The following is a 25,251-nucleotide window of genomic DNA, read 5'->3' as shown; positions in this document are numbered from 1 at the left end:
CTGTCGCGCCCGCGTTTCCGGCGTGTATACCCCGCGTTATACGTTCGTGTACCCGCTCCGCGCGGGCCGCCGCCCGCCACGCCTCCGCCGTCGTGCGCCGGCTCCGGGCGAGCCGTTGACCCCTGCTCGACCGAGGGCTACTCTCTCCGCCCCCATTCGGAAAGTTCGGCCGAAATTTCGGGGCCGCGACACGAAGGAGTGCCTGATGAATGGATCGACCGACCGCGCGTGCGAGACGACGCGGCGCCGACGCAGGGCGACGGGCCTCGTCGCCGGTGGGCTCGTCGGCGGGCTGGCGCTCGCAGCGGGACTCGCCGTCCCGGCCGCGGCCGAGAGCGCCCCGCGCACGGCGAGCGTCCCGGCGACGGTGACGCCCGCCGTCGGGCAGCCCGCCCTGACGGGTGCGCAGCGCGCGACGCTGGAGACGTACCTGGAGGACACGTACACCTCGCTGGAGGCCATGACCGACGAGGAGACCGGCCTGCCCGCGGACAACATCGAGGGCGACCTGGACCCGGCGTCGAGCAGCGCGTACACGTCGCCGACGAACATCGGCGGCTGGCTGTGGTCCACCGTCGTGGCGCGCGACCTGGGCCTGGTCGACGAGGCCGAGGCGCGCGACCGCCTCGCGACGACGATCGACACGGTCGCGTCCCTCGACCGGCACGACGCGAGCGGCATGTTCTACAACTGGTACGACCCGGCGACGGGCGACCGGGTCGAGACGTGGCCGGACGACGGCAACCCGGTGCACCAGTTCCTCAGCTCGGTGGACAACGGCTGGCTCGCCGCGGGCCTGCGCGTCGTCGCGGAGGCGGAGCCGAGCCTCGCGGAGGAGGCGCTGGCCGTCTACGACGGCATGCACTTCGGTGCGTTCTACAACGCGGAGGCGCGGCCGGACCTCGGCGTCGGGCTGCTGCGCGGCGGGTTCTGGGACGAGGAGCCGCCCGGGTGCTCGGTCGCCGGGGACTACCTCGGCACGGGGACCGACGTCTACTACACGTGCCACAACTACGACACGACGGTCTCGGAGACGCGCATCGCGACCTACCTCGGCATCGCCGAGGGCGAGGTGCCGCCGGAGGCCTACTACGCGAGCTACCGGACGTTCCCGGACACGTGCGACTGGTCGTGGCAGGAGCAGAAGCCGATCGGCGAGACGCGCGAGCACCTCGGCGTCCCGGTGTTCGAGGGGGCGTACCGCTACCGCGACCTCGCGGTCGTGCCGGGCTGGGGCGGCTCGATGTTCGAGGCGCTCATGCCGGACATGCTCGTCCCCGAGGCGGAGTGGGGCCCGACGTCGTGGGGCGTCAACCACCCGCTCGTGGTGCGCGCGCACAAGGAGCACGGCCTCGACGAGGCCGGGTACGGGGCCTGGGGCTTCTCGCCCGCGAGCAAACCCTTCGGCGGGTACGCGGAGTACGGCGTCGACGCGATCGGCCTGCGCTCCGACGGCTACCTGTCCGACGGCGAGACCGACGTCGACCTCGGCTTCGAGGGCTGCCGCGAGGCCACGAACCCGGCGTCGGAGTTCGGTGACGGCGTCGTGACGCCGCACGCGTCGTTCCTCGGGCTCGCGTACGACACCGAGGGCGTGCTCGACAACCTGGCCCACCTCGCCGACGACCTCGACGCGTACGGGCCGGGCGGGTTCTACGACTCGGTCGCGGTCCGCTCGGGCACGGTCGCCGAGCGCTACCTGTCGCTCGACCAGGCGATGATCGTCGCCGCGATCGGCAACGTCCTCGACGACTCGCGCCTCAAGGACTACTTCGTCGACGACCGGCTCGAGCAGGCGCTGCGCCCGCTCATGGAGGCGGAGACGTTCTCGGCCGTCGCCGACCTCACGCCCGGCGTGGGCGCCGACGTCGAGGTCGAGGCGCGCTGCCTCGGCAACCGGGCGGCCGTCGCGGTGCGCGCCACCAGCACGTCCGACGGCCGCACGACCGTGGAGCTCGCCACCCCGTACGGGACGCGGTCGTACGACGACGTCGCCCCGCACCGCAGCACCTACCGGGCGTTCTCGGCGCGCACGGCGGAGATCCCGTCGGGCACCGCGACCGTGACGGTGACGTCCGACGACGGCGCGACCGTCCAGGAGCTGCCGTACCGCTACGCGGGCGTCTCCTGCGGCTGACCCCACGCACCGCGGCCGACCGCCGTGCCGCGCGCGTCAGGCGCGCGGCGCGGCGGTCGACGCGCGCACGACGAGGCTCGTCGCGAGCTCCGTGCGCAGGGTGCGGCCGCTCGCGCTGCGTGCCCGGTGCACGAGCGCGACGGCCGAGGCGCCCATCTCGACGAGCGGCTGGCGCACCGTGGTGAGCGGGGGGTCGGTCCAGGGCGCGACGGGCAGGTCGTCGAACCCGACGAGCGAGACGTCGTCCGGCACGGAGCGACCCGCCTCGCGCAGCGCCCGCAGCGCGCCGAGCGCGGTGTCGTCGCTGCACGCGAAGATCGCCGTCGGGGCGTCGTCGAGGGCGAGCAGCCGCTGCGTCTCCTCGTAGCCCGCGGCGACCCCGTACGTGCTCAGGCGCACGAGGTCGTCGTCGACGGGCACGTCCGCCTGGATGAGCGCGGCCCGGTAGCCCGCGAGGCGGGCGAGCGCGTTGTCCTGCTCGGGGACGCCCGTGATCGTCGCGATGCGTCGGTGCCCCAGGGCGAGCAGGTGCGCCGTCGCCTCGAGCGCGCCCTGGAAGTTGGCCGCGCCGACGCTGAGCACGTCCTCGGGCGGACGGCGGCGCGGGTCGACGACGACGAGCGGCACCCCGGCCGTGGCGAGCGCGGCGCGCGCCTCGGCGGCGGGCACGGCGACGACGCTCACGAGACCGTCCGTGCCCCGGGCGAGCGCGTGCCGGACCCACGCCCCGCAGTCGTCGGGGTCCAGCTCGACGGACAGGACGACGTCGAGCCCGAGGCGCCGCGCCTCCGCGACCGCCCCGCGCACGACCGCCTCGGACCACGGGCCCTCGAAGTCGACGATCCGGACGTCGACGAGCCCGGTCCGCCGGGACGTGGGGGGCCGGATCTCGTAGCCGTGCCGCCGCAGGACCTCCGCGACCCGTTCGCGCGTCGCCGCCGAGACGTCCGGGCGCGCGTTGAGCACCTTCGACACCGTGGGGACGGACACCCCGGCGTCGGCCGCGACCCGGGCGAGGGGGACGCCCTGCCGACCCGGCCGCGACGCTGCCATCCGAGCCCTCCGTCCGTCGTGCGACCCGCGGCCGGTCCGGCCGGGGGAGCATGCCCCGACTCCGGATGGTAGCGAGGCCCCGGGTCGCGGCCGGGCCTGGCACGGACGACGACGGCCCGGCCGGGACCGCGAGGTCCGGACCGGGCCGCCGTGCGCGCGGTCAGTCGTCGAGCGAGACGGTCCCGCGGGCGACGCCGCCGAGCCAGCCGAGGCTGGGCTTGGGCGTGCGCTCGAAGGTCTCCGGGTCCCACGCGACGAGCCCGAACGTCGGGGCGAACGAGCCCCACTCGTAGTTGTCGAGCAGCGACCAGTGCAGGTAGCCGAGCAGCGGGAGGCCCGCCTCCATCTCGGCGTGCAGCGCGCGCAGGGCGTCGCGCGTGTAGTCGATGCGGCGCGCGTCATCCGCGGTCGCGATGCCGTTCTCGGAGACGAGGACCGGCAGGCCGGTGATCTCGTGCCCGAGGCGCGCGGCCTCCGCGATGGCGGCCGGGTAGTACTCCCACCCGGTGAGCGTCTTCTCGGAGTCCTCCGGGGCGGGCAGCGGCCCGTCCACGGTGATCCGCGTGCGCGTGTAGGCCTGGACCGCGACGAAGTCGTCGCCGCGCGAGGCCTCGAGGAAGACGGTCTCGCGCGGGTAGGCGTACTCGCGCAGGACCTCCTCGGCGCCCGGGTCGGCGAAGAACTGCTGCGGCGCGACGGACCACCCGACGGGCACCCCGACGGTCCGCACGAGCTCCACGGCCCGGCGGTGCGCGGCGATGAGGTGCTCGGTCGCGACCGGGTCGGGCGCGTGCATCGTGCCGGCCTGGAGCTGCTCGGTGCCCTTGGCGGCCGTGATCATCATCGCGAGGATGTTCGGCTCGTTGATGGTGAACACGTGCGACGCGCGGTCGAGCAGCGGCAGCACGTGCTCGACGTACCGCGCGAACCGCTCGACGGACCGCGGGTCGGTCCAGCCCCCGTCCTCCGCGAACCAGCGCGGCGACGTGAAGTGGTGCAGCGTGACGAGCGGCGTGACCCCGTGCTCGAGGCAGCAGTCGATCATGCGGCGGTAGTGGTCGACCTCGGCCCGCGAGAAGCGGCCCTCGGCCGGCTCGATGCGCGCCCACTCGATCGAGAACCGGTACGAGGTGAGCCCGGACTCGGCCAGCAGCCGGATGTCGTCGGCGTACCGGTGGTAGGAGTCGGCGGCGTCGCCCGACGGCTCGGCGAGGGTCGAGGCCGGGTCGACCTCGCGCGCCCACCAGTCGCTGTTGACGTTGTTGCCCTCGATCTGGTGGGCCGCCGTGGCGGCGCCCCAGACGAAGGACTCGGGGAAGGTGATCGACACAGGCTCTCCTCGTCGGTCGCCGGTCACTTGATGCCGGTCATGGCGATGCCCTGCACGAAGTAGCGCTGCAGGAACAGGAACAGGATGAGGATCGGCGTCACGACGAGCACGGACCCGGCCATGAGCAGGCCGTAGTAGGTGCCGTTCGAGCCGACCGAGTACAGCGAGAGCGCGACGGGGAGGGTGTACATGTTCTCCGTCTGCGCGACGACCAGGGGCCACAGGAAGTTGTTCCACGACCCGAGGAACGTGAGGATGCTCAGCGTCGCGAGCGGCGGCCCGCACTGGGGGAGCACGATCCGGAAGAAGACCCGGAACTCGCCCGCGCCGTCGATCCGGGCGGCCTCGATGAGCGCGTCCGGGATGCCGAGCATGAACTGCCGCATGAGGAACACGCCGAGCGGGCCGGCGAGGAACGGCAGGATGAGCGCCGGGTAGGTGTTGACGAGCCCCATGTTGGACACGAGCACGAACATCGGCACGAGCGTGACGACGCCCGGGACCATGAGCGTGAGCATGACGAGCGCGAACAGCACCTTCTTGCCGGGGAACTGCATCTTCGCGAGGGCGTAGCCGACCATCGAGCAGAAGATGATGTTGCCGAGCACGACGACGACGGCGACGACGATCGAGTTGGTGAAGTACTGCCCGTAGTTGAGCTGGGACAGCCACCGCTCGTAGTTGTCGAGCGTCGGGTTCTCGGGCCACCAGGTGATGGGCCGCTGCAGGAGCTCGCCCTGCGTCTTGAAGCTGCCGAGCGCCATCCAGATGAACGGCATGAGCGTCAGGAGCAGCCCGACGACGAGCGCGGTGTACGTGGCGCCGCGCGACCAGCGGATCGGGCGTCGTGCTCGACGGCGCGGCGCGCCCTCCGGAGCCGACGTCGCGGAGGGGGTCCGCGAGGACGTGACGGTCATGTCAATCCTCCTTCGACCGCAGCAGGCGGAACTGGACGGCGGCGAGGGCGGCGATCAGCGCGAAGAGCACGTACGCGGCTGCGGAGGCGAACGCGTAGTTGCCGTACCCGAACTGGTTGTAGACGTAGTAGCTGATGGTCAGCGTCGAGTTGACCGGGCCGCCCTTGGTCATGACGAAGGGCTCCTCGAACACCTGGAGGAAGCCGACCGACAGCAGCACCGCGCCGAGCAGCAGCGTCGGGCGCATCAGCGGGACCGTGATGGAGCGGAAGCGGCGCCACGAGCCCGCGCCGTCGACCTCGGCCGCCTCGTAGACGTCGCGCGGGATCGCCTGCAGGCCGGCCAGGAAGATGATCATGAGCGTGCCCATGTTGCGCCACGCGGCCATGAGGATGATCGACGGCATCGCCCACGTGCTGTCGTTGAGCCAGTCGGGACCGTCGATCCCGACCCAGCCGAGCACGGTGTTCACGAGGCCCGAGTCCTGGAGGATGAACCGCCAGACGACCGCCACGGCGACGATCGACGTCACGACGGGCGTGTAGAAGCCGACGCGGAAGACGCTGCGGAACTTCTCGATGCCCGAGTTGAGCGCGACGGCCAGGGCGAGGCCGAGCACCATCGTCAGCGGGATGCCGACGAGGACGAAGTAGAAGGTGTTGACCAGCGCCTTGCGGAACAGCTCGTCCTGGAAGACGCCGGTGAAGTTCTCGATCCCGACGAAGTTCACCGCGAACGGGGTCTTGATGTCACGGATCGTGAGGTCCGAGAACGACATCCCGAACGACGCGAGCAGCGGCCCCAGCATGAAGACCGTGAAGACCGCGACGAACGGGAGCGCGAACAGCCAGGCGACGAGCGCTTGCCGTCGCCGGTGGACGGCGCCGGCCGTACGCCGGCGCCGTCCCTCGGTGGTGGTGGTCATGACTGACGGGCCCTGTTACCAGCCGAGCCCGAGCGTGTCGGCCTTGGCCTGGATGGCCTTGGCCGCGTCCTCGGAGGACACCTGACCGTTCGCGACCTTCTCGGCCTCGGTCTCGATGGTGGCCGAGAGCTCGTCCCAGCTCGGGACGGTCGGCGGGGCGATCGTGTTCTCGAGCTGCTCCTGGAGCACCTGGGTGCGGGGGTTCGAGGTGAGCGCCTCGTAGTCCCACGCGCTGTTCAGCGCGGGCAGGTCGCTCGTCGCGTCGAACCACGCCTGCTGCGTCTCGGGCTCGGAGAGCCAGCGGATCAGCTTCCAGGCGCCGTCGGCGTTCTTGGCCTCGGCGAAGACGCCGAGGTGCGCGCCGCCGATGTAGGAGTCGTTGTTGGCGGAGCCGGCGGGCACGGGCACGGTGGCCACGTTCTGCTCGACCCAGTCCTCGCCCTGGAGGTCGGCGAGCACGTTGACCATCCACGGGCCGGAGATGAACGCCGGGTCGGAGCCGTCGACGAACGCGCTGTTCTGCGAGTCGCCGTAGCCGGACAGCGGCGACAGGCCCTCGGTGAAGAAGGACGCGTAGTAGTCGAGCGCGTCGACCATGGCCTGGTTGTCGAGGTCGAACCCGTCGCCGGCCTCGTTGAGGACGGAGCCGCCGGCCTGCGAGTAGAACGGCAGGATGACCTGCGTCGAGTCCTCGGCGTCGCCCATCGGGAGCTGGAGGCCGTAGGTCGAGCCGTTGGCCTTCATGGCCTCCGCGAACGCGGTGAGCTCCTCCCAGCTGGTGGGAGCCTCGACGCCCGCGGCCTTGGCGAGGTCGGAGCGGTAGTACAGGACGCGCGTCTCGACGTACCACGGCACGCCGTACGCGACGCCGTCGGCGACGGTCGAGGCGGCGGCGCCCTCGACGAAGTCGTCGTTGTCGACGAGGCCCTCGGGGACGGGGGCGAGGCCGCCGGTCGCGACCATCGTCGGCATGAAGGACGAGCCGATCATGATCGCGTCGGGCACGGTGCCCGCGGCGACGGCGGTCTGGAACTTCGTCATGACGTCGGCCCACGGGATCGTGGTGACCTCGACGTTCGCGTCGGGGTTCTCCTCCGTGAAGCCCTGGACGAAGTCGGGCAGCTTCTCGCCCTCCTCACCCATCGCCCAGATCGTGATGTCACCCTCCGCGGGCGCGTCGTCCACCGTCGTGGTGGAGCCGGCGCTGGTCTCACCACCCGTGGAGTCGTCGTCCGCGCGACCGCACGCGGTCAGGGCCAGGAGTCCGACGACGCCGATGGCGACCGCCTTGCGTCCGAGCTTCATGAGCAATCCTCCTCATCGAGCAGTCGGCTCGTCCGTGTGAGCCGCTGTGGAAACTACCTTAGCGTGCGCTCGGTTAGTATTTTCAACCGGGGCGTCCAGGCCGTACCGTTGGCGCCGACAGACCTGCCGAAGGAGACGGTGATGAACGAGAGCGACCCCGCAGGTGGCGGCGCCACGACGGGGACGGCCGGGGGCCCGAGGACGACGACCGCGACGGGCGCTCGCGGCACGACGGCGGCCGGCCTCCCCGACCGCCGCATCGTCCGCGGCGAGCAGCGCCGCCGCGAGATCCTCCGCACGGCGGTCGAGGTGTTCGGCGAGCAGGGCTTCCGCGGGAGCTCGCTGCGCGAGATCGCGGCCCGCGTCGGGATCTCCGAGGCCGGGCTCCTGCACCACTTCGGCAGCAAGGCCGGCCTCCTCACGGCGACCCTGGAGGAGCGCGACCGGCGCGACCGGGTGCGCCGCGGCGAGGACGAGGCCGCCGGCGCCGACCTGCTGACGACCATCCGCGACCAGGTGCGCCGCAACGCCGAGACGCCCGGCCTCGTGTCCCTCCACGTGGTGGTCGCCGCCGAGGCGACCGACGCGACCCACCCCGCGCACGACGTCGTCCGCGACCGCTACCGCGCGCTGCGCCACCAGGACGACACCCGCTTCCAGGACGCCGTCGCCCGGGGCGAGCTGCGCCCCGAGGTCGACCCGGCCGCGATCGGCCAGCTCTTCTCCGCCGTCATGGACGGCCTGCAGCTCCAGTGGCTGCTCGACCCCGACAACGTCGACATGGTCGCCCTCTTCGACCAGTTCCTCGCGCTGCTGCGCCCCGACGGCACGTCGCCCGCAGCACCCGAGCCCCGCACCACCGAGCAGGAGACCGCGTGACCCTCACCGCGACCGAGACCCCCGCCCGCGCCACGCTCACCTCGGGCGGCCTGACCGTCGAGCTCACCGGCGGCGGCGACGTGCGCGCCGTCAGCACGGACGGCCTGCTCGTGAACCAGTACCTGCCGGGCGAGCACGACCGCATGCCCGGCGGCATCCTGCTGCGCGCCACGCGCCCCGACGGCACGGTCGAGGTCGCGCGCCTCACCGGCTCCGCACCCGCCGTGACGGCGGTCGAGGTCGGCGCCGACCGCGTCGTGTGGTCGGGCGCCGCGCTCGGGCTCGCCACGCGCGTCGCGCTCACGCTCGACGGGCGCACGCTCGTCTGGCGCGTCGACCTCACGGCCGGCCCCGCGACGGACGCCGGGACGCGCTACGACGTCGTGCACGCGCAGGACCTCGCGCTCGCGCCGCCCGCCGCGGCGCTGTCGAGCGAGCCGTACGTGTGCCAGTACCTGCTGCACCGCGCGCTCGAGCACCCCGACGCCGGGACCGTGCTCGTCAGCCGGCAGACCATGTCCGCGCAGCCGCGCCTCCCGCTCGCGGTCGCGTTCCTCGTCGAGGGTGCCGTCGCGCACCTCACGGACTCTCTCCAGGTCTTCACCGCGCGCTCGCGGCGCGACGGGCTGCCGCACGGCCTGCTCGGGCCCGTGCAGCCGGGCGTGCTCCAGTACGAGTACGCGATGCCGACGCTCGTCTCGCGCCCGCTCGACCTCTCGACCGGGACGGCGCGCGTGCACGCCGTGACCGTGGTCGACGCCGACGCGCCCGGGCCGCTCGCGGCCCACCTCGACGAGGTGTCCGGCTGGGCCGCCGCCGCGGTCGCCGCCGCGGCCACCGACCGCCCGACCGCGCGCTTCACGCCCTCCGCCTCCGCGCTGCGCGACGCGCCGCTCCTCGCGGGCGACGAGCTCGACGAGGCCGGGCTGCTCGCCGCCGTCGGCCTCGCTCCCGACGACGTGCTCCTGCCCGAGCGCGACGCCGACGGCACGCTCCTGTCGTTCTTCACCGCGACGGGGACGCACGTCGTCGACGCGCGCAAGGACACCGTGACCGAGCGCTCGCACGGGCACGTGCTCAAGGCGGGCGACGACGTGCTGCCCACGGACGACGTCCTCTCCACGACGGCGTTCGCGCCCGGCGTCTTCGCGTCGCACGTCGTGCTCGGCAACACCACGGCGAACCGCCTCGCGACCGTGCACCGCCACCACCTCAACCTCCTGCGCAGCAGCGGCCTGCGCGTGCTCGTCGACGACGGCCGCGGGCCCCGGCTCCTCGGCCTGCCGTCCGCGCTCGTGCTCGACGTCGGCGGCGTCCGCTGGCTCTACGAGACGCCGCTCGGGCGGGTCGACGTGCGGACCGTCGCGCACGACCGCGAGAACCGCATCGACGTCGCCGTGCGCTGCGAGCGCCCGCTGCACGTCACCGCGACCCTCGAGCTCGAGGACGAGGCCGGCGGCTGGCTCGTCGAGCACGTCCCCGCGGCCCCGGGCGACGCCGTCGTGGTGCGGCCCGTGCCGGGCGGCGACGTCGACGCGCACTACCCGGACCTGCGGTACGCCCTGGCGTCGTCCGCGCGGCTGGTCGTCGAGGAGGACGGTTCGGAGGCCGGCGCCGAGGGCGCCGCGTCCGGCACGACCCGCCGCCTCACGAGCACGACCGGCACCGGGTCGCTCACGCTCGCCCTCTCCGGCTCGCTGCGCGGGACCGACGCCGCGCTCGGGCTCCTCGCGGGCGCGCTCGACCCCCTGGCGGACGCCGACGCGACCCTCGCGCGCCACGTCGAGACCGTCCGTGGCGTCGTGCGCGGGCTGCGGTTCGCGCCGCACGCGACGGTCGAGACGCAGGAGCTCGACCTCCTCGTGCCCTGGTACGCGCACGACGCGCTGATCCACTTCCTCGTGCCGCACGGCCTGGAGCAGTACTCAGGCGCGGCGTGGGGCACGCGCGACGTGTGCCAGGGCCCGTTCGAGCTCGCGCTCGCGGGCGGGCGCCACGACGTCGCGCGCGAGATCGTGCTGCGCGTCCTGGCCCACCAGCACACGTGGGGCGAGTTCCCGCAGTGGTTCATGTTCGACGCCTACGCGGAGCGGTACAACGACTCCTCGCACGGCGACGTCGTGGTGTGGCCGCTGTTCGCGCTCGCCCAGTACCTCGAGGCGAGCGGCGACCTCGCCGTGCTCGACGAGCACGTCCCGTTCTGGGACCACGAGCAGCGCCGCCCGGCCGCCTCGGGGCCCGACGCCGCGGCGACGGTCCGCGACCACGTGGCCCGCCTGCTCGACCACCTCGATCGCGACCGCCTGCCCGGCACGGCGCTGCCCGCCTACGGCGAGGGCGACTGGGACGACACGCTGCAGCCCGCCGACCCGCGGATGCGCACCGACCTGGCGTCGACGTGGACCTCCGCGCTGCTCGTGCAGGCCGCGGAGCTGCTCGCCCGCACGACCGCCGGCCGAGACGACCTCGCCGCGCTCTCCGGGCGCGCGGGCACGCTCGCGGCGGAGGTCCGCGCGGACCTGCGCGAGCGCGCCCTCGTGGACGGCGTCCTCGCCGGGTACGTGCGCCACGGCGCCGACGGCGACGAGCTCGTCATCCACCCGTCGGACACCGTCTCCGGGATGCGGTACCGCCTCATCCCCATGACGCAGTCGATCATCGCGGGCATCCTCACGCCCGAGGAGGCCGCGGACCACGAGCGACTCGTGCTGGAGCACCTGCACTTCCCCGACGGCGTGCGCCTCATGGACCACCCGGCCGCGTTCGACGAGGGCGTGCCGCACACGTTCCTGCGCGCCGAGCAGGCCGCGAACGTCGGCCGCGAGATCGGGCTCATGTACGTGCACGCGCACATCCGCTACGTCGAGGCGCTCGCGGCCCTGGGCCGCGGCCGCGCGCTCGACGAGCTGCTGCGCATCAGCCCGGTCGATCTCGGCCGGCGCCTCGCGCACGCCGCCCCGCGCCAGCGCAACGCCTACTTCTCGTCGAGCGACGCGGACTTCCCCGACCGCGAGAGCTTCGCGCGCGACTTCGACGGGCTCCGCGACGGGAGCGTCGGGGTGCGCGGCGGGTGGCGCGTGTACTCCAGCGGCCCCGGCATCTACCTGCGCCAGCTCGTCCAGGGCGTCCTCGGGCTGACCGAGCGCGGCGGGGAGATCGTCGTCGACCCCGTGCTGCCCGCGGCCGCGGACGGCCTCGCCGTCGACCTGGACCTCGGCGGCCGCACGCGCCGCGTGGCCTACCGCGTCACGGCGACCGGGGACGGCGTGCGGGTGCGCGCCGGGAGCGGCCCGGACGCGCTCGCGCCCGTCCCGACGACGGCGCGCACCGGCGACTACCGGCAGCGCGGCGTCGTCGTCGCGACGCGCGACCTCGGGGACGCCGCGCACGTCGAGGTCACGGTGCCCGCGGGGTCGTAGGCCCGGCCGCCGGTCAGGTGCAGTCGACGCCCGCGTAGGGCGTCTCGACGACCACGGGGCCGTCGGCGCCGGGGACCGTGAGCGTCGCGGTCCCCGCGTCGACCGACGCCGCACGGGCGCTGAAGGCGCGGTACGCGTTGCGCCCCGGCGCCACGGCGTCGAACGTGCGCTCGCCGGCCGGCGTGCCGAGCGTGACGTCGACCGGGTCGCTCCCGACGTTCTCGGCACGGACGGCGACGTGCGCCGTCCCGCCGAGGCACCGCGCGTCGGCCTCGACGTGGACGGGCGGCAGCTCGCGGACCCGCACCTCGCGGAACGACACGACGTCCGGCGCGGAGCCGTGCGCCTGGAGGCCGACGTACCCGACGAGCCCGCGCGAGCTCGAGTCCGGGTCGAGCGGACGGTCGGGGAACGGCACGCCCGGCAGGTTCTCGTACTCGTTGATGACCACGCCGTCGCGGATCACCGTGTAGTGCTGCCCGACGACGCGCACCTCCAGCTCGTTCCACGTGCCCTTGGCGGTGGGCCGGGCCTCGTCGAGGCCGAGGTCGGCGAACCCGTAGACCGAGCCCGTCTTGCGCGGGTCGTTCGAGCCGCCCTCGGGGGAGTCGTTGACCTGGATCTCGTGGCCGCAGTTGACCGCGATCCACGACAGGTTGCCCGTCTCGTTGCCGTTGAACGTCGTCGGGCAGCCCTCGACCGGACCGGACAGGTCGGGGAACCGCACCTGGATCCCGCTGTTCGCGCGCGCGTCGCCGGGGGCGTCGTCGCGGAACTCGACCACCATCGAGAAGTCGCCGTACTGGCGCACCGGGTACCAGAGCGTCCCGAACCCGCCGCCCGCGCCGGCGCGGCTGCGCACCGTGCCGTCGTCGAGACGGTCGAACCCGCCGTCGCCCGCGTACTCCCACGCGTCGAACGACTCCGGCGTGCCGTCGAGGATCACCTCGTAGCCGTCGTCGGCGGGTGCCGCGGCGGGCACGACCGCGGCGGCGGGCGCCGCGAGCGCGATCCCCGCGGCGAGGGCGGTCGCCCCGGCGACCCGGGCGCGGCGCCCCCGGCTGCGGGCCGGGCGGGCGGGGGTACGGGTGGTGCTCGTCATCGGAACTCCCTCGTTCGACGCGGTCCCGTCCACCCTCGCACGGTCCGCGCGGGCTCTCAACGGCACCCGGGCCGGTGCGAGAATCGACGCGTGGCCGGAGCCGAGGAGCGAGTGCTGGAGTCCGCGCGGGTCGCGTCCCGGCTGCGGGACGAGATCCTCGACGGCGTGCGCGAGCCCGGCTCGCGCCTCGTCGAGCGCGACCTCGCCGCCGGGTTCGGCGTGAGCCGCATCCCCGTGCGCGACGCGCTCAAGGTCCTGGAGGGGGAGGGGCTCGTCGCGCTGCGCCCGCACACGTGGGCCGTCGTGCGGGCGTTCACCGACGCCGACCTCGCCGACCTGGACGAGGTCCGCACCGTGCTCGAGCCGCTCGCGTTCCGCCTCGCCGCCGAGCGCCACGAGCCGTCGGGGCTGGAGCGCCTGCGCGCGGCGCTCTACCGCGAGCAGGAGGGCGCGCGCGCGGCCGACCCCGTGGGGTCGCGCCGCTCGGCCGCCGACTTCCACGAGATCGTCACGGCGCTCGCGGGCAACCGGCTGCTCGACGACATGATGCAGGGCATCCGCAGCCGGATGCGCTGGGCCCTGTCGCAGCACGACGACCTCGCCGACGTCACCCACGAGCACGTGGCGCTGTTCGACGCGGTGCGCGCCCGGGACGGCGACCGGGCCGCGGAGCTCGCCGCGGCCCACGTCGAGAGCAGCCGACGGCGGCGGGCCGCGCTCGCGTCGCGTCGCGCCGCGTCGCGGGCCTGAGCGTCAGACGGGCTCGTCAGACCGGCCCGGGCGTCCCGTCGCCGACCGACCGGGCCGGGATCTGGACGGCCTTGTCCCACGCGCCGACCAGGCGGCCGTCGGAGGTCTCCAGGCGGAACGGTGCGAGCGGGAGGTTGCCGGCCCGGCGCCGGGCCCGCAGCACGTCGAGCGCGTCCTCGTCCGTCTCGGCGCCGAACGGCTCGCCGCGCCGCGCACCCGTGGCGGTGACGACGCGATAGCTCGTCATCCGGTCGTCGTCGTGGTGGACCTCGTCGGCGAGCGAGGCGACCTCCTGGGCGATCTCGAGGCTCGGCAGCGCGCCCCACGTGCGGCCGGGGCCGTCGAGGGTCCAGGTGCCGGTGTCGTCGCGCCGGACGACGTACTCGCGCGAGGCGCTGCGGGCACGCCAGGTCCGGTGGTCGACGGCGGTCCAGGTGAGCAGGTTCATGTGCGGTGAGGTGGGTCGGACGACGGTCGGTCACTCGTCGGTCGAGCAGTTCCCCCCTGCCGTGTCCGGCGACCCACCGGCAGCGTACTGGTACCGATCGCGCGCGCGTGTCCACCCTGAGGAGGAGATCGGGCGGCGGGTACGGCGCCCGGGGTAGGCCGCGCGGGGGACCCCGTCACCCGACGCGCGGCCCGCCCGCGACGCTGCCATCATCGACCGGGTCAGCACGGCGACGCCGAGCCGCTCGGCGCGGGCCGGCACGCGAGCGCGAGGGGCGTGGGGCATGACCGCTGAGGGCACGGCGCAGGGCACGACGTCCGGCACCACGAAGGTCACCGTGCTCACGCTCACGGCGATGGTCGTGGGCTCCATGGTCGGGGCGGGCGTCTTCTCGCTCCCGCGCCGCTTCGCGCAGGAGACGGGCGTCGCGGGCGCGCTCGTGGCGTGGGTCGTCGCGGGTGCGGGCATGTTCACGCTCGCCCTCGTCTTCCAGCGGCTCGCGGTCCGCAAGCCCGGGCTCGACGCCGGGGTCTACGCGTACGCGAAGGCGGGCTTCGGGGAGTTCACGGGCTTCTACGCCGCCGCCGGGTACTGGGCGAGCGCGTGCGTGGGCAACGTGACGTACTGGGTGCTCATCATGTCGACGCTCGGGGCATGGGTTCCGGCCCTGGGCGCGGGGGACACGGTGCTCGCGCTCGTGCTCTCGTCGGTCGGGCTGTGGCTCTTCTTCGCGCTCGTGCGGCAGGGGATCCGGGAGGCGACGGCGATCAACCGGATCGTCACGATCGCCAAGCTCGTGCCCATCCTCGTCTTCGTCCTGCTCGCCGTGCTCGCGTTCGACCCCGCGGTCTTCGCGGCGAACCTCCACGGCGCCTCGTACACCGGGTCGCTGTTCGACCAGGTGCGCGACACCATGCTCGTCACCGTGTTCGTCTTCCTCGGGGTCGAGGGCGCGAGCGTCTACTCGCGGCACGCGCGCCGCCGCGAGGACGTGGGGCGGGCGACGATCCTCGGGTTCACGAGCGTGCTCGCGATCTTCGCGTCGGTGACGATCGTGTCCTACGGGATCCTGCCGATGGCCGAGATCGCGGAGCTGCGCCAGCCGTCGATGGCGGGCGTGCTGGAGGCCGCGGTCGGGCCGTGGGGGAGCGTCTTCGTGGGCGTCGGGCTGATCGTCTCGGTCCTGGGCGCCTACCTCGCGTGGACCCTCATGGCGGCGGAGGTCCTCTTCGTCGCGGCCCAGGACCGGGACATGCCGCGGTTCCTCACCCGCACGCGCCGGGAGGACGTCCCGGTGAACGCGCTGCTGCTCAGCACGGCGCTCTCGCAGGTGGTCCTCGTCGTCACGTACTTCTCCGACGACGCGTTCGACTTCGCGCTCGACCTCACCGCGTCGATGACCCTCATCCCGTTCCTCCTGGCCGCGCTCTACGCGCTGCGGCTGCGGCTCACGCGCGAGACGTACGACGGCGCCCCCGCCCGCACCCTGACGGGCGACCTCGTCGTGGCGGTCCTCGCGTCGGCGTACACCGCGTTCCTGCTCTTCGCGGCCGGGCTCGACCTCGCGCTGCTCGCGTTCGTCTTCTACGCGCCCGTCACCGTCCTCTTCGTCATGACGCGCCGCGAGCAGGGGCGGCGGGCGTTCGGGCCCGCGGAGCTCGCGCTGCTCGGCGTCGTCGTGGCGCTCGCGGTGCTCGCCGTCGTCGGGCTCGCGACGGGGTGGGTGTCGCTGTGAGACCACCGGACCGTACCGACCGCACCACCGAGAGGGAGCACCCATGAGCGTCGCGTCCGCCGTCCCGTCCACCGTCCCGCCCGCGCAGCACGGCGTCCACTCGGAGGTGGGGCGCCTGCGCAAGGTCCTCGTCTGCGCACCGGGGCTCGCGCACGAGCGGCTGACCCCGACGAACTCCGACGACCTCCTCTTCGACGACGTCATGTGGGTGGAGGCCGCCCAGCGCGACCACCTCGACTTCGTCAACAAGCTGACGAACCGGGGCGTCGAGGTCGTCGAGCTGCACGACCTCCTCGCGCAGACACTCGCGATCCCCGAGGCGCGGGCGTGGGTGCTCGACCGCAAGGTCGTGCCGAACCAGGTGGGCCTGGGGCTCGTCGAGGGCACGCGGGCCTACCTCGACTCGCTGAGCGAGCGCGAGCTCGCGCGGTTCCTCGTGGGCGGCCTGGCGACGACCGACCTGCCCGACGACTACCGCACCGGCTACGTGAACCTCGCGCGCGAGTCGACGGGCGGGTTCGAGTACCTGCTCCCGCCGCTGCCGAACACCCTGTACACGCGCGACACCACGTGCTGGGTCTACGGCGGCCTGACGCTCAACCCCCTGTACTGGCCGGCGCGCCAGGAGGAGACGCTCCTCATGAAGGCGGTCTACGCGTTCCACCCCGAGTACCGGGAGTCGACGGTGTGGTGGGGCGACCCGGAGCAGGACTGGGGCCAGGCCACGCTGGAGGGCGGCGACGTCATGCCGGTGGGCAACGGCGCGGTGCTCGTCGGGATGAGCGAGCGCACGTCGCGCCAGGCGATCTCGCAGCTCGCGAAGGCGCTGTTCGAGGCGGGCGCGGCGGAGCAGGTCGTCGTCGCGGGCATGCCGCGGCTGCGCGCGGCGATGCACCTCGACACCGTGTTCACGTTCGCGGACCGCGACCTCGTCACGGTGCACCCGGCGATCGTCGACGGCATCCACACCTTCACGCTGCGGCCGTCGGACCGTGCGCCGGGCGTCGAGATCACCGACGAGGGCGACACCCCCTTCGTCGACGTGGTGGCGCGCGCCCTGGACCTGCCCGCGCTGCGCGTCGTCGAGACGGCGGGCGACGCGTACGCGTCCGAGCGGCAGCAGTGGGACTCGGGGAACAACGCCGTCGCCATCGAGCCGGGCGTCGTCGTCACCTACGACCGCAACACCCTGACCAACGCGGCGCTGCGGCGCGCCGGCGTCGAGGTCGTGACGATCGTCGGGGCGGAGCTCGGGCGCGGCCGGGGCGGCGGGCACTGCATGACGTGCCCCATCGCGCGCGACCCGCTCGACTGAGACGCCGCTCGGCGGACCACCGGCGCGGCGCGGCTCCCGGGATACCCTGCACGAGCCGCCCACGACGAGAGGACCCGCCCGATGTCCGACCCCACCGAGCCGTACGAGCCGGTCGACGACCAGACCGTCATGCGGCCGCCGCGGCGGTACGGGGACGACGGCGCCGCGACCCCGGGCGGGACGCCGCCCCCGCCGCCCCCGCCCGGACCGGGGCAGCCCCACGCCCAGGTCCCGTACGGCACGGACCCGTACGGGCAGCGCGGGGCGCCGCCCGCGCCGCAGGGGTACCGCGGCCCGGACCCGCACGCGACGCTCCCGCCGGCGGACACGGGCGCGACCTGGCCTCCCGCGGAGACCGGCGCGACGTGGCCGCCCGGCGCGACGTCGTCGGGCCACACCGCACCCCCGCCGTCCGGGCACACCGCGCCGCCGCCCGGGGCGTACGCGGGCGCGCCCGGCGCGCCCTACGGCGCCCCGCCGCACGGCACCCACCCCACGGCTTCGTACGGCAGCCCGTCCGCGCCGTACGGGGCGCCGTCCGGCCCGGGCTACGGCGCGCCCGACGACGCGACGGTCGTCCCGACGGCGACCGCGACGCCGTCGGACCCGTACGGCTTCTCCCCGTACGCGACGCCGCCGGGCCGCGGCCGTCGCCCGTGGCTCGTGCCGGTCCTCGCCGGGTTGGGCGCGTTCGGGCTCGTCGCGGGCGCCCTCGGCGTGTGGCTCGGGCTGCGCGACGACGCCGCGCCCGACCCCGGGCCGACCACGGCCGAGCAGGCGCCCGCGACGTCGGACGCGCCGACGGAGCCGGAGCCGGAGGAGACCGAGGACCCCGCGGACACCGACGTCACGGACGACGAGCCGTGGCTCGCGCAGGAGTACCGCGCGGGCGCGGAGATGGACCCGGAGAAGGGCCCCGAGCTCGCGCCGATGTCGTGGGCGTACTTCTCCGACAACGACTACCTCGTCAACGACGACCGCATCGCCCTCGTGGCGCGGCGGGACTTCGCGTGCGACGACGTCCCCGCGATCCCTGCGATCCAGGCCCTCGCGGGCTCGTGCCAGGCGGGGTTCGAGGCCCGCGTCGTGTCCGACGACGGCCCGACCGTCGCGCTCGACGTCGTCGTGCTGGACGTCGGATCGAAGGAGGAGGCCGAGCGTGCCGCCGCGGCGTTCAACGACGCGCCGGAGGGCGACCCCCTGGCCGACACGACCGGCCCGGCCCACCCGACCCTCGCCGCGGCCGTCCCGCAGCCCGGGTTCCAGGGCTCGTACGCGATCCTCGACGACGGGGATGCGCCGTCGGTCATGCTGAGCACGGGCACCGTCGTGATCATGTACCGGCTCGGGATCGACGACGGCCTGGAGCGCGACCAGGTGCTCCCGGTCGCGCAGGCGGTCGGGTTCGTCGTCACCGACCACGAGCTGGCGAAGTCGTTCGACGAGAAGAAGTTCGCGAAGCCCAAGGCCGGCTGAGCGGACCGTCCCGGCGCTGGCTACGCTGGGGAGCGGTGATGGATCCCGCCGGGGCGCAGCCGCCCGAACCGCCGCCCGGGCTGATGGTTCCTGACTCGTCGCACGTCGGCGGGCAGGACGTTGCCCGCGGGAGGAGGCCGCATGAGAGCACGGCCGCACGCGGGAGCGGTGCCCCAGCCCGCGCTCGACCGGATGGTCCCGTTCGCGGGGCACGCCGTGGTGGTGGGCGTCGTCCCGGGCGGTGACCCGCTCGTCGTCCGCACGGCGGCGGCCTGGGCGGACGCCGCCGGGTCCCGGCTCGTCGCGGCGTACGCCGACGCGTCGCGCGCCGTGGTCGAGGAGCACCCGGACGGGTCCGTGACGCACGCGCCCCTCGACCCGGACTCCGCCGACGACGCCTGGCAGGGCACCGCCGAGCGCCTGCGCGCCGAGGTCGGCGCGGAGCTCGCGGGAGCACGCGTGCCGTGGGAGCTGCGCTACCTCGCGGGGCGGCCCGACCGCGCGCTGACCCACCTCGCGCGCGCCGTCGACGCGGCGGTGATCGTCGTCGGCTCGCGCGCGCCGGGCTCGCTCGCGCACGTGCGCGAGCTCGTCGAGGGGTCGGTCGCGGTGCACCTGGCCCACCACCAGCACCGTCCCGTGCTCACGGTCCCGCTCGCCGTCGTGGACTGGAAGGAGATCCGCACCCCGTGGGAGAGGTGACGCGCCGGCCCCCGCTGCTCGCGCTCGCGGGCCTCGTCGCGGCCGGGGGAGCGGTCGGCACGACGGCGCGCGCGCTGCTCGAGCAGGCGTTCGCGCCCCGGCCGGGCGCGTGGCCCTGGACGACGTTCTGGATCAACCTCGTCGGCTCGTTCGTGCTCGGCGCGCTGCTCGAGACGCTGCTGCGCGCGGGCCCCGACTCGGGCCGGCGCCGGGCCGTCCGGCTCGGGTGCGGCACGGGCGTGCTCGGCGGCTTCACGACGTACTCGACGTTCGTCGTCGAGGTCGAGCGCCTCGCGAGCGGCGGGCACTCCGCCCTCGGCGCGGCCTACGCGCTGGGGAGCGTCGCGCTGGGGGTCGCGGCGGCGGTGGGCGGCGTCGCGCTCGCGGCCGCGGCCCGACGGCGGCGCGTCGCCCGGGGCGGTGGCGCGCGGTGACGGGGGTCCCCGACCTGCTGCTCGTCGCCGTCGCGGGCGGGCTCGGTGCGGCCTCGAGGTTCCTCCTCGACACGGTCGTCGCGCGGCACAACCGCTGGTCGACGCCGCTCGGCACCCTCGTGGTCAACGTGACGGCGTGCTTCCTGCTGGGGCTGCTCACGGGGTGGGGGGCGACGCACCCGGGCCGGGGGGACGTCGTGGCGGTGCTCGGCGTCGGGTTCCTCGGCGGGTACTCCACGTTCTCGACGGCGTCGGTCGAGGGGGCGCGGCTCCTGCTCGCGGGCCGCGGCGCGGTCGCGCTCGTGCACGCGCTGGGGATGCTGCTCGTGTGCCTCGCGGCCGCCGTGGCGGGGATCGCGCTCGGGGGAGGGTGAGTCGTCGCGGGCCCGGTGCAACCCGGGGGTTGCGCCTCGACCCGGCGCTGTGCAACTGTGGAGTTGCACAGCGAGACCTTCCCCACGGAGAGGACGCACCATGACCACCACCAACGAGCCGGCCGTCGTCGACCCGGCGTCGTACACCGTCTCCCGGACCGTGACGATCGACGCCCCGGCTGCCCGCGTCTGGGCGGCGCTCACCCAGGAGGACCTCATCAGCCGCTGGTTCGGTCAGCGCACGTCCCTGCCCGACCTGCGCGTCGGTGGCGAGGGGGTGTTCAGCTGGCCCGACGTCCCCGACGTCCAGGTGCGGATCGAGGAGTACGACCCCACGACGACCTTCGCCTTCCGGTGGGGGACCCCGGTGGGGCAGCCCGTGGACGAGACGACGTCGACCGTCGCGCGCTTCACGCTCGAGCCCCAGGGCCCGACGACCGTCCTGCGCGTCGTCGAGACCGGGTTCGAGCGCACCGCCGACCCCGAGGAGCTGCTCGAGAGCCACCGGCAGGGGTGGACGAGCGAGCTCGACGAGCTCGTCGAGCTCCTCGAGGGCGCTCTCGCGGCCGAGGGCGGGCACGCGTGAGCGCAGCGGCGACGGAGCTCGCCCCCGTGTTCTCCGCGCTCGCGGACGACACCCGGTGGCGGATCCTCCAGGAGCTCGGCAGCGCGGACCTCTCGGCGTCCGCGCTCGCCGAGCGGCTCCCCGTGAGCCGGCAGGCCATCGCGAAGCACCTCGCCGTGCTCGCGGAGGTCGGGCTCGTCGAGTCGGTGCGCGTCGGGCGCGAGGTCCGGCACCGGGCCGTCGGGACGCGGCTCGGCGAGACCGCGCGCGCCCTCGAGGCCATCGGCGCGGCGTGGGACCGCCGGCTCGCGGCGATCAAGCGGATCGCGGAGGCGTAGCGGTCGTCGGTCAGGAGCCGGGAGCGGGGACGGGGTGCGCCGCGAGCGCCGACGCGACGGCGTGCAGGTTGTGCGCCATGAGGCGCCCGGTCTCGCGCGCCCACTCGTGGCCGTGGCCGGTCTGGACGTAGTCCGGCCCGGGCCCCGGGCCCTGGTTCCAGTAGGTCCACGCCTGCCCCGGGATCGTGTAGCCGATGTCCGCGAGGGCGCCGCTCACCTCCGAGATGACGTGGTGCGCGCCGTCCTCGTTGCCCGTGACCACGACCCCCGCGACCCGGTTGTACGCGACCGGGATCCCGTCGGGCCCCTCCTCGGAGATCATCGCGTCCATGCGCTCGAGCATGCGCTGGGCGAGCGACGACGGGCGCCCGAGCCACGTGGGCGTGAGGACCACGAGGATCTCCGACGCGACCAGCCGCTCGTGCACGCGGGGCCACTCGTCGCCCTCCCCGACGTCGGTGACGACGCCGGGCGGCACGGCGAGGTCGACGAGGCGGACGTGCTCGACCTCGACCCCGCGGTCCTGGAGCGCCTCGGCGACCACGCGCCCGAGCGCCTCGGTGTTGGACGGCTCCGGAGAGCTCTTGAGCGTGCAGCTGACGAACAGCGCCTTCATGGGGTCCTCCCGTGGCGCCGGGCGGTCGTGCCGCCCGGGACGGCCGGCGGCGGCTGGCTCCACCGTCCCGTCCAGCGTCACGGGGCCGCGCGCCGCTCGCAACGCGCGGCGTCGTCAGGGGAGGGCGGCGTCCTGGCGCCGGTAGCCGCGCGCGAGCCGGACCTCGCCCTGCCCGACGGCGGCGACGTCGTCCCACGGCACGAGGAACGTGCCGCGGTGCCGACGCCGCACGAGCTGCGGCACCGGCCACGGCGCCGTGACGCCCGTGCGCTCGTACCCGAGGAACGACGTCCCGGTCCGTGGGCTCACGAGGATCCCGACGACCCGCGCGCGCCCGACGCGGCTGCGCCGTCGCACCTGATCGCTCAGCGCGCGGTCCTCGGGGTGCGCGTCGTCGGGGTCGGCCCCGCCCGCGGGCGGGCCGTCGTCGGGCAGCGTGTCGAGCGCGAGGCGCACGTCGACGAGGAACCCGAGGTCCTCCCCGCCGGGCCCGAGGACGCGCGCGTCGAGCAGGTCGCCGAGGATCACGACTCCTCCTCGGGGTCGTGCCGGCCGCCCGGGATGCGGCCGACCACGTGCTCGCGCAGCCAGTCCTCGGTCCAGTGCAGGTCGAGCGAGTCCGCGCGGACGGTGAGCTCGAGCGCCGTGCCCACGTGCCCGACGTCGGACCACGGCACGCGCTCCCAGCGCGACGCGGGCGGGCGGCCGCCGAGGAGGCGCGTCACGAGCACCGGCCCGGTGAGGACCGCGCCGACCTCCGCCGGCTCGCCGGGCACCGCGTCCCGCGGGCCGTCGTCCGGCGAGCGGTCCGGCGCGGCGTCGTCCGCGGCGGCGGAGGCGACGAGCTCGAGGTCGTCGACGGTGGTGACCGGCTCGCCGTCGACGTCGAGCACCTGACGGCTCAGCAGGTGCAGGCGCGCGTCCACGACGCGCACCCCCGTCGGCGCGGTGGTGTCCCGGCTCATGACCCTGCTCCCGTCGCGATCATCAGGGGGATCGCCGCCACCGCCGCGACGACGACGATCACCAGGTACACCATGCCGAGGGCGTTGGTCACGCGCCCGTTGACGTGCTCGCCCATGTACTCCGGGTCGTTGGCTACGAGGAGGATCGGCACGTACGTGAGGGGCAGCGCGACCGCGGAGAACACGACGGACATCTCGGTGACCGCCACCGGGTCGACGCTCGTCATGAGGATCGCCACCGCGAGCAGCAGCGCGACGACCATCGTCAGGTGGAAGCGCACGGCGCGCGCCGGGCGGCGGAACTTCCCCCACGACCAGCCGAGGTACTGCGCGAGCGTGTACCCGCTCGACAGGGCCGTCTCGAGCGCGGCGCCGAACGTCGCCGCGACGATCCCGACGATCACCACGGCGAGCAGCAGCGTCCCCCCGGCCTCGGCGACGGGCAGCACGATCTGCGACAGCGACGACACCTCGATGCCTGCGGGCAGCAGCACGACGGCCGCGCACGCCGCGATCGCCACCGACAGGAGCCCGCCGAGCGGGAACCCGACGAGCACGTTGACGCGGTTCTGCGCGAGGTCCTTCGCGGTCCAGCCCTCCTCGACGGCTCCGGACGAGAAGAAGAACACCTCGTACGGCGTCATCGCGGCGCCGAAGAGCGCGACGGCGTAGTACCAGTAGGTCGCGACGTGCTCCGTCTCCGGGGGCGACGGCGGCACCGCCTGGCGCAGCAGCTCGCCCCAGTCCGGTCCCAGCAGGAACAGCGCGACCCCGAACCCCACGAGCAGCAGCCCGAGCAGGCCCGCGACGTTCTCGATCACCTGGAACTTCACGCGCCACAGCACGAGCCAGACGGCGAGCGCCGCGACCGGCATCCACAGGCGCGGCTCGACGCTGCTCGCGAGGTGCAGCGCGAGCGCGATGCCGCCGATCTCCGCGGTGAGCGTGAGCAGGTTGATCGCGAACGACGCCGCGAGGTTCGCGCCCGCCGCCCGCGGGCCCAGGCGCTCGCGGATGATCTCGAACGTCGCGCGCCCGCTCACCGCCGCGACACGGCCCGACATCGACGCGAACAGGCAGATCCCGACGACGCCCACGACCACGACCCACACGAGCGACAGGCCGAACCGCGACCCCACGACGGCGTTCGTGACGAGGTCGCCGATGTCGACGAACCCGCCGATCGCCGTGAGGATGCCGAGCGCGACACCGAGCAGCTGCTTCACGCGCCACCCGCCAGGGCGAGCACCGTGTCGAGGTCGTCGGCCGCGCGCGCGAGGTCGGCCTCGAGCTCGGACGCCGTGAGCGGCACCGCCCCGGCGGCCGACAGGTCGCCGCCCGCCTCGCGCGCGACCCAGGCGCGCGCGATGACGACCTCGGCCGTCGCGTCGGCGACGGCCGCGAGGCCTGCGTCGCGCTGCGCGGACGAGACGTCGTCCGGCGGCACGAGGGTGGTCAGGGCGGTCGTGGACTCCTCGAGGACCCGGACCTGGTCGAGCACGGCGGCGTCCGCGACGGGCGTCGTCACGCGGTCGGCGTCGAGCAGGCGCACGGTGAGCCGCGTCGTCTCGACCGCCGACCCGGCCTGGGCGACCGCGTCGGCGACGGCGGCCGTCGCCTGGCCGGGCTCCTGCCGGCTCGCCGTGCAGCCCGCCGTCGTGCCGAGCGCGAGCCCGAGCAGCAGCCCGAGCGCGGCCCCGGACCGGGTGATGCGCGCACGACGTCCCACGTCAGCGATGGTGCCGCTGCTCCGGGAGGCCCGCACCCGGACGGGCCGGCGGTCAGGCGGCCTGGACGCCCGCGAGCACGCGGTCGAGCGCCGGTCGCGGGTCGGCCCCGGCCGGCAGGTCCTGCGCGACGGCGACGATCGACTCGGCGATGTCGCGCACCTTGACGTTGGCGAGGCTCGACGAGCGGCGGAGCGACGCGAACGCGGCGTCGGGGGTGACGCGGTAGGCGAGCGCGATGATGCCCTTGGCCTGCTCGATCGCGGCACGGGACTGCGCCCACAGGCCGATCTGCTCGTTCGCCTGCACCCGCGCGCCGACGCCGACGACGCTCGTCACGTCGAGCACGACGCCCCGGGCCACGGGCACGCCCGTCGGGTCGGCCCAGGCGACGTCCACGAGCACGACGACCGCGCGCTCCCGGCCGCGGGCGTCCTGCATGACCTGCACCTGGACGGGCGCCTCGCCGGACACCGCGCGCGCGATGGCGGTGAGCGTCTGCTCCCGGTCCTTGCCCGTCGCCCGGTGGTGCCACAGGAGCAGCTCCGTCGTGGGGACGACCTCACCGGGGGCGTAGCCGAACAGCTCGACGAGCGGGTCCGACCACCACCACCGGTCCTCGTCCGGGTAGTAGCGGAACTCCCCGGCGGCGACCGCTCCCGGAGAGGCCACCCACGTCGAGAGGGCGGTGCTGTCGGCCGAACCGTTCACGTGTGCTCCTTGCGGCCTGGGAGCGGCG

Annotated in this window: 25 protein-coding genes and 1 riboswitch; of the genes, 12 read left to right on the top strand and 13 right to left on the bottom strand. The window is 74.6% G+C overall.

Annotated elements, in window-relative coordinates; all coding sequences use genetic code 11:
• Window positions 1-205 precede the first annotated feature (205 nt).
• The gene (locus HKK73_RS18620) at window positions 206-2,137 is read left to right on the top strand and encodes a glucoamylase family protein (protein ID WP_171468614.1); all 1,932 of its coding nucleotides are present in this window, start codon (window positions 206-208) and stop codon (window positions 2,135-2,137) included.
• A 36-nt stretch (window positions 2,138-2,173) separates the two neighbouring features.
• Here the strand turns inward: HKK73_RS18620 and HKK73_RS18615 are convergent, their stop codons facing one another.
• The 5 genes from HKK73_RS18615 to HKK73_RS18595 all read right to left on the bottom strand — a co-directional run bounded on the left by HKK73_RS18615 (window position 2,174) and on the right by HKK73_RS18595 (window position 7,667).
• Window positions 2,174-3,190 (bottom strand): LacI family DNA-binding transcriptional regulator, encoded by a 1,017-nt coding sequence (locus HKK73_RS18615; protein ID WP_171468613.1) that lies wholly within the window; start codon window positions 3,188-3,190, stop codon window positions 2,174-2,176.
• A gap of 160 nt (window positions 3,191-3,350) precedes the next feature.
• A complete protein-coding gene (locus HKK73_RS18610) occupies window positions 3,351-4,520 on the bottom strand; it encodes a family 1 glycosylhydrolase (protein ID WP_342804094.1) in 1,170 nt (389 codons plus the stop codon).
• A gap of 23 nt (window positions 4,521-4,543) precedes the next feature.
• Window positions 4,544-5,437, bottom strand: coding sequence for a carbohydrate ABC transporter permease (locus HKK73_RS18605; protein WP_144722923.1), 894 nt, complete (start codon window positions 5,435-5,437; stop codon window positions 4,544-4,546).
• A gap of 1 nt (window position 5,438) precedes the next feature.
• Window positions 5,439-6,362 (bottom strand): carbohydrate ABC transporter permease, encoded by a 924-nt coding sequence (locus HKK73_RS18600; RefSeq protein WP_021481814.1) that lies wholly within the window; start codon window positions 6,360-6,362, stop codon window positions 5,439-5,441.
• A 15-nt stretch (window positions 6,363-6,377) separates the two neighbouring features.
• Window positions 6,378-7,667 (bottom strand): extracellular solute-binding protein, encoded by a 1,290-nt coding sequence (locus HKK73_RS18595; protein WP_021481813.1) that lies wholly within the window; start codon window positions 7,665-7,667, stop codon window positions 6,378-6,380.
• A 141-nt stretch (window positions 7,668-7,808) separates the two neighbouring features.
• Here HKK73_RS18595 and HKK73_RS18590 point away from each other — a divergent pair, with 141 nt between their 5' ends.
• Both HKK73_RS18590 and HKK73_RS18585 read left to right on the top strand, forming a co-directional pair.
• Window positions 7,809-8,546: a TetR/AcrR family transcriptional regulator gene (locus HKK73_RS18590; RefSeq protein WP_081895914.1), complete on the top strand. Its 738-nt coding sequence runs from the start codon at window positions 7,809-7,811 to the stop codon at window positions 8,544-8,546.
• On the top strand, window positions 8,543-11,965 hold the full coding sequence (locus tag HKK73_RS18585) for a GH36-type glycosyl hydrolase domain-containing protein (protein ID WP_171468612.1): 3,423 nt from the start codon (window positions 8,543-8,545) through the stop codon (window positions 11,963-11,965). The genes HKK73_RS18590 and HKK73_RS18585 overlap by 4 nt, the downstream gene beginning before the upstream one ends.
• A 13-nt stretch (window positions 11,966-11,978) precedes the next feature.
• Here HKK73_RS18585 and HKK73_RS18580 read toward each other — a convergent pair whose 3' ends face one another.
• Complete coding sequence (locus HKK73_RS18580; protein ID WP_171468611.1) at window positions 11,979-13,067, bottom strand: DUF1080 domain-containing protein; 1,089 nt, start codon at window positions 13,065-13,067, stop codon at window positions 11,979-11,981.
• 90 nt (window positions 13,068-13,157) lie between these two features.
• Between HKK73_RS18580 and HKK73_RS18575 the strand changes: the two genes are divergently transcribed.
• A complete protein-coding gene (locus HKK73_RS18575; RefSeq protein ID WP_034653870.1) occupies window positions 13,158-13,817 on the top strand; it encodes a GntR family transcriptional regulator in 660 nt (219 codons plus the stop codon).
• 16 nt (window positions 13,818-13,833) lie between these two features.
• Here the strand turns inward: HKK73_RS18575 and HKK73_RS18570 are convergent, their stop codons facing one another.
• Entirely contained in the window at window positions 13,834-14,265 is a 432-nt protein-coding gene (locus HKK73_RS18570; RefSeq protein ID WP_043654679.1) for a hypothetical protein, read from the bottom strand.
• Between the two features lie 283 nt (window positions 14,266-14,548).
• On the opposite strand from HKK73_RS18570, the gene HKK73_RS18565 reads away from it, so the two are divergent.
• From HKK73_RS18565 to HKK73_RS18530, 8 genes are all read left to right on the top strand, one after another.
• On the top strand, window positions 14,549-16,000 hold the full coding sequence (locus HKK73_RS18565) for a basic amino acid/polyamine antiporter (protein ID WP_043654682.1): 1,452 nt from the start codon (window positions 14,549-14,551) through the stop codon (window positions 15,998-16,000).
• 43 nt (window positions 16,001-16,043) lie between these two features.
• Complete coding sequence (locus HKK73_RS18560) at window positions 16,044-17,315, top strand: arginine deiminase (protein WP_043654685.1); 1,272 nt, start codon at window positions 16,044-16,046, stop codon at window positions 17,313-17,315.
• 81 nt (window positions 17,316-17,396) lie between these two features.
• Window positions 17,397-18,791, top strand: a complete 1,395-nt coding sequence (locus HKK73_RS18555; RefSeq protein WP_171468610.1) for a hypothetical protein — start codon at window positions 17,397-17,399, stop codon at window positions 18,789-18,791.
• Window positions 18,792-18,816: 25 nt separating this feature from the next.
• A riboswitch (Fluoride riboswitch) is annotated at window positions 18,817-18,891 on the top strand.
• A 41-nt stretch (window positions 18,892-18,932) separates the two neighbouring features.
• Window positions 18,933-19,493: a universal stress protein gene (locus HKK73_RS18550; protein WP_061268133.1), complete on the top strand. Its 561-nt coding sequence runs from the start codon at window positions 18,933-18,935 to the stop codon at window positions 19,491-19,493.
• Window positions 19,481-19,927, top strand: a complete 447-nt coding sequence (locus HKK73_RS18545) for a CrcB family protein (RefSeq protein WP_171468609.1) — start codon at window positions 19,481-19,483, stop codon at window positions 19,925-19,927. Before HKK73_RS18550 ends, HKK73_RS18545 begins: the two co-directional genes overlap by 13 nt.
• Entirely contained in the window at window positions 19,924-20,301 is a 378-nt protein-coding gene (locus tag HKK73_RS18540) for a CrcB family protein (RefSeq protein ID WP_085386987.1), read from the top strand. Before HKK73_RS18545 ends, HKK73_RS18540 begins: the two co-directional genes overlap by 4 nt.
• A gap of 100 nt (window positions 20,302-20,401) precedes the next feature.
• Window positions 20,402-20,887, top strand: a complete 486-nt coding sequence (locus HKK73_RS18535; RefSeq protein WP_085386988.1) for an SRPBCC domain-containing protein — start codon at window positions 20,402-20,404, stop codon at window positions 20,885-20,887.
• Complete coding sequence (locus HKK73_RS18530) at window positions 20,884-21,204, top strand: helix-turn-helix transcriptional regulator (RefSeq protein ID WP_034652607.1); 321 nt, start codon at window positions 20,884-20,886, stop codon at window positions 21,202-21,204. The genes HKK73_RS18535 and HKK73_RS18530 overlap by 4 nt, the downstream gene beginning before the upstream one ends.
• Before the next feature lie 10 nt (window positions 21,205-21,214).
• Here HKK73_RS18530 and HKK73_RS18525 read toward each other — a convergent pair whose 3' ends face one another.
• The 6 genes from HKK73_RS18525 to HKK73_RS18500 all read right to left on the bottom strand — a co-directional run bounded on the left by HKK73_RS18525 (window position 21,215) and on the right by HKK73_RS18500 (window position 25,223).
• Window positions 21,215-21,820, bottom strand: a complete 606-nt coding sequence (locus HKK73_RS18525; protein ID WP_034652636.1) for a flavodoxin family protein — start codon at window positions 21,818-21,820, stop codon at window positions 21,215-21,217.
• Between the two features lie 114 nt (window positions 21,821-21,934).
• On the bottom strand, window positions 21,935-22,348 hold the full coding sequence (locus HKK73_RS18520) for a hypothetical protein (RefSeq protein WP_085386989.1): 414 nt from the start codon (window positions 22,346-22,348) through the stop codon (window positions 21,935-21,937).
• Entirely contained in the window at window positions 22,345-22,785 is a 441-nt protein-coding gene (locus tag HKK73_RS18515; RefSeq protein WP_171468608.1) for a hypothetical protein, read from the bottom strand. The genes HKK73_RS18520 and HKK73_RS18515 overlap by 4 nt, the downstream gene beginning before the upstream one ends.
• Window positions 22,782-24,011, bottom strand: coding sequence for an NRAMP family divalent metal transporter (locus HKK73_RS18510; protein WP_171468607.1), 1,230 nt, complete (start codon window positions 24,009-24,011; stop codon window positions 22,782-22,784). The genes HKK73_RS18515 and HKK73_RS18510 overlap by 4 nt, the downstream gene beginning before the upstream one ends.
• Window positions 24,008-24,514 carry a hypothetical protein gene (locus HKK73_RS18505; RefSeq protein ID WP_034652614.1) on the bottom strand — a complete coding sequence of 169 codons (507 nt, stop codon included), beginning with the start codon at window positions 24,512-24,514 and terminating at the stop codon, window positions 24,008-24,010. Before HKK73_RS18505 ends, HKK73_RS18510 begins: the two co-directional genes overlap by 4 nt.
• 52 nt (window positions 24,515-24,566) lie before the next feature.
• Window positions 24,567-25,223 carry an ANTAR domain-containing protein gene (locus HKK73_RS18500; RefSeq protein ID WP_171468606.1) on the bottom strand — a complete coding sequence of 219 codons (657 nt, stop codon included), beginning with the start codon at window positions 25,221-25,223 and terminating at the stop codon, window positions 24,567-24,569.
• Between the last annotated feature and the right edge of the window lie 28 nt (window positions 25,224-25,251).

This window comes from Cellulosimicrobium sp. 72-3 (assembly GCF_013127315.1).
Classification (GTDB): Bacteria; Actinomycetota; Actinomycetes; order Actinomycetales; family Cellulomonadaceae; genus Cellulosimicrobium; species Cellulosimicrobium funkei.
This window is presented reverse-complemented; position numbering and strand designations above follow the sequence as displayed.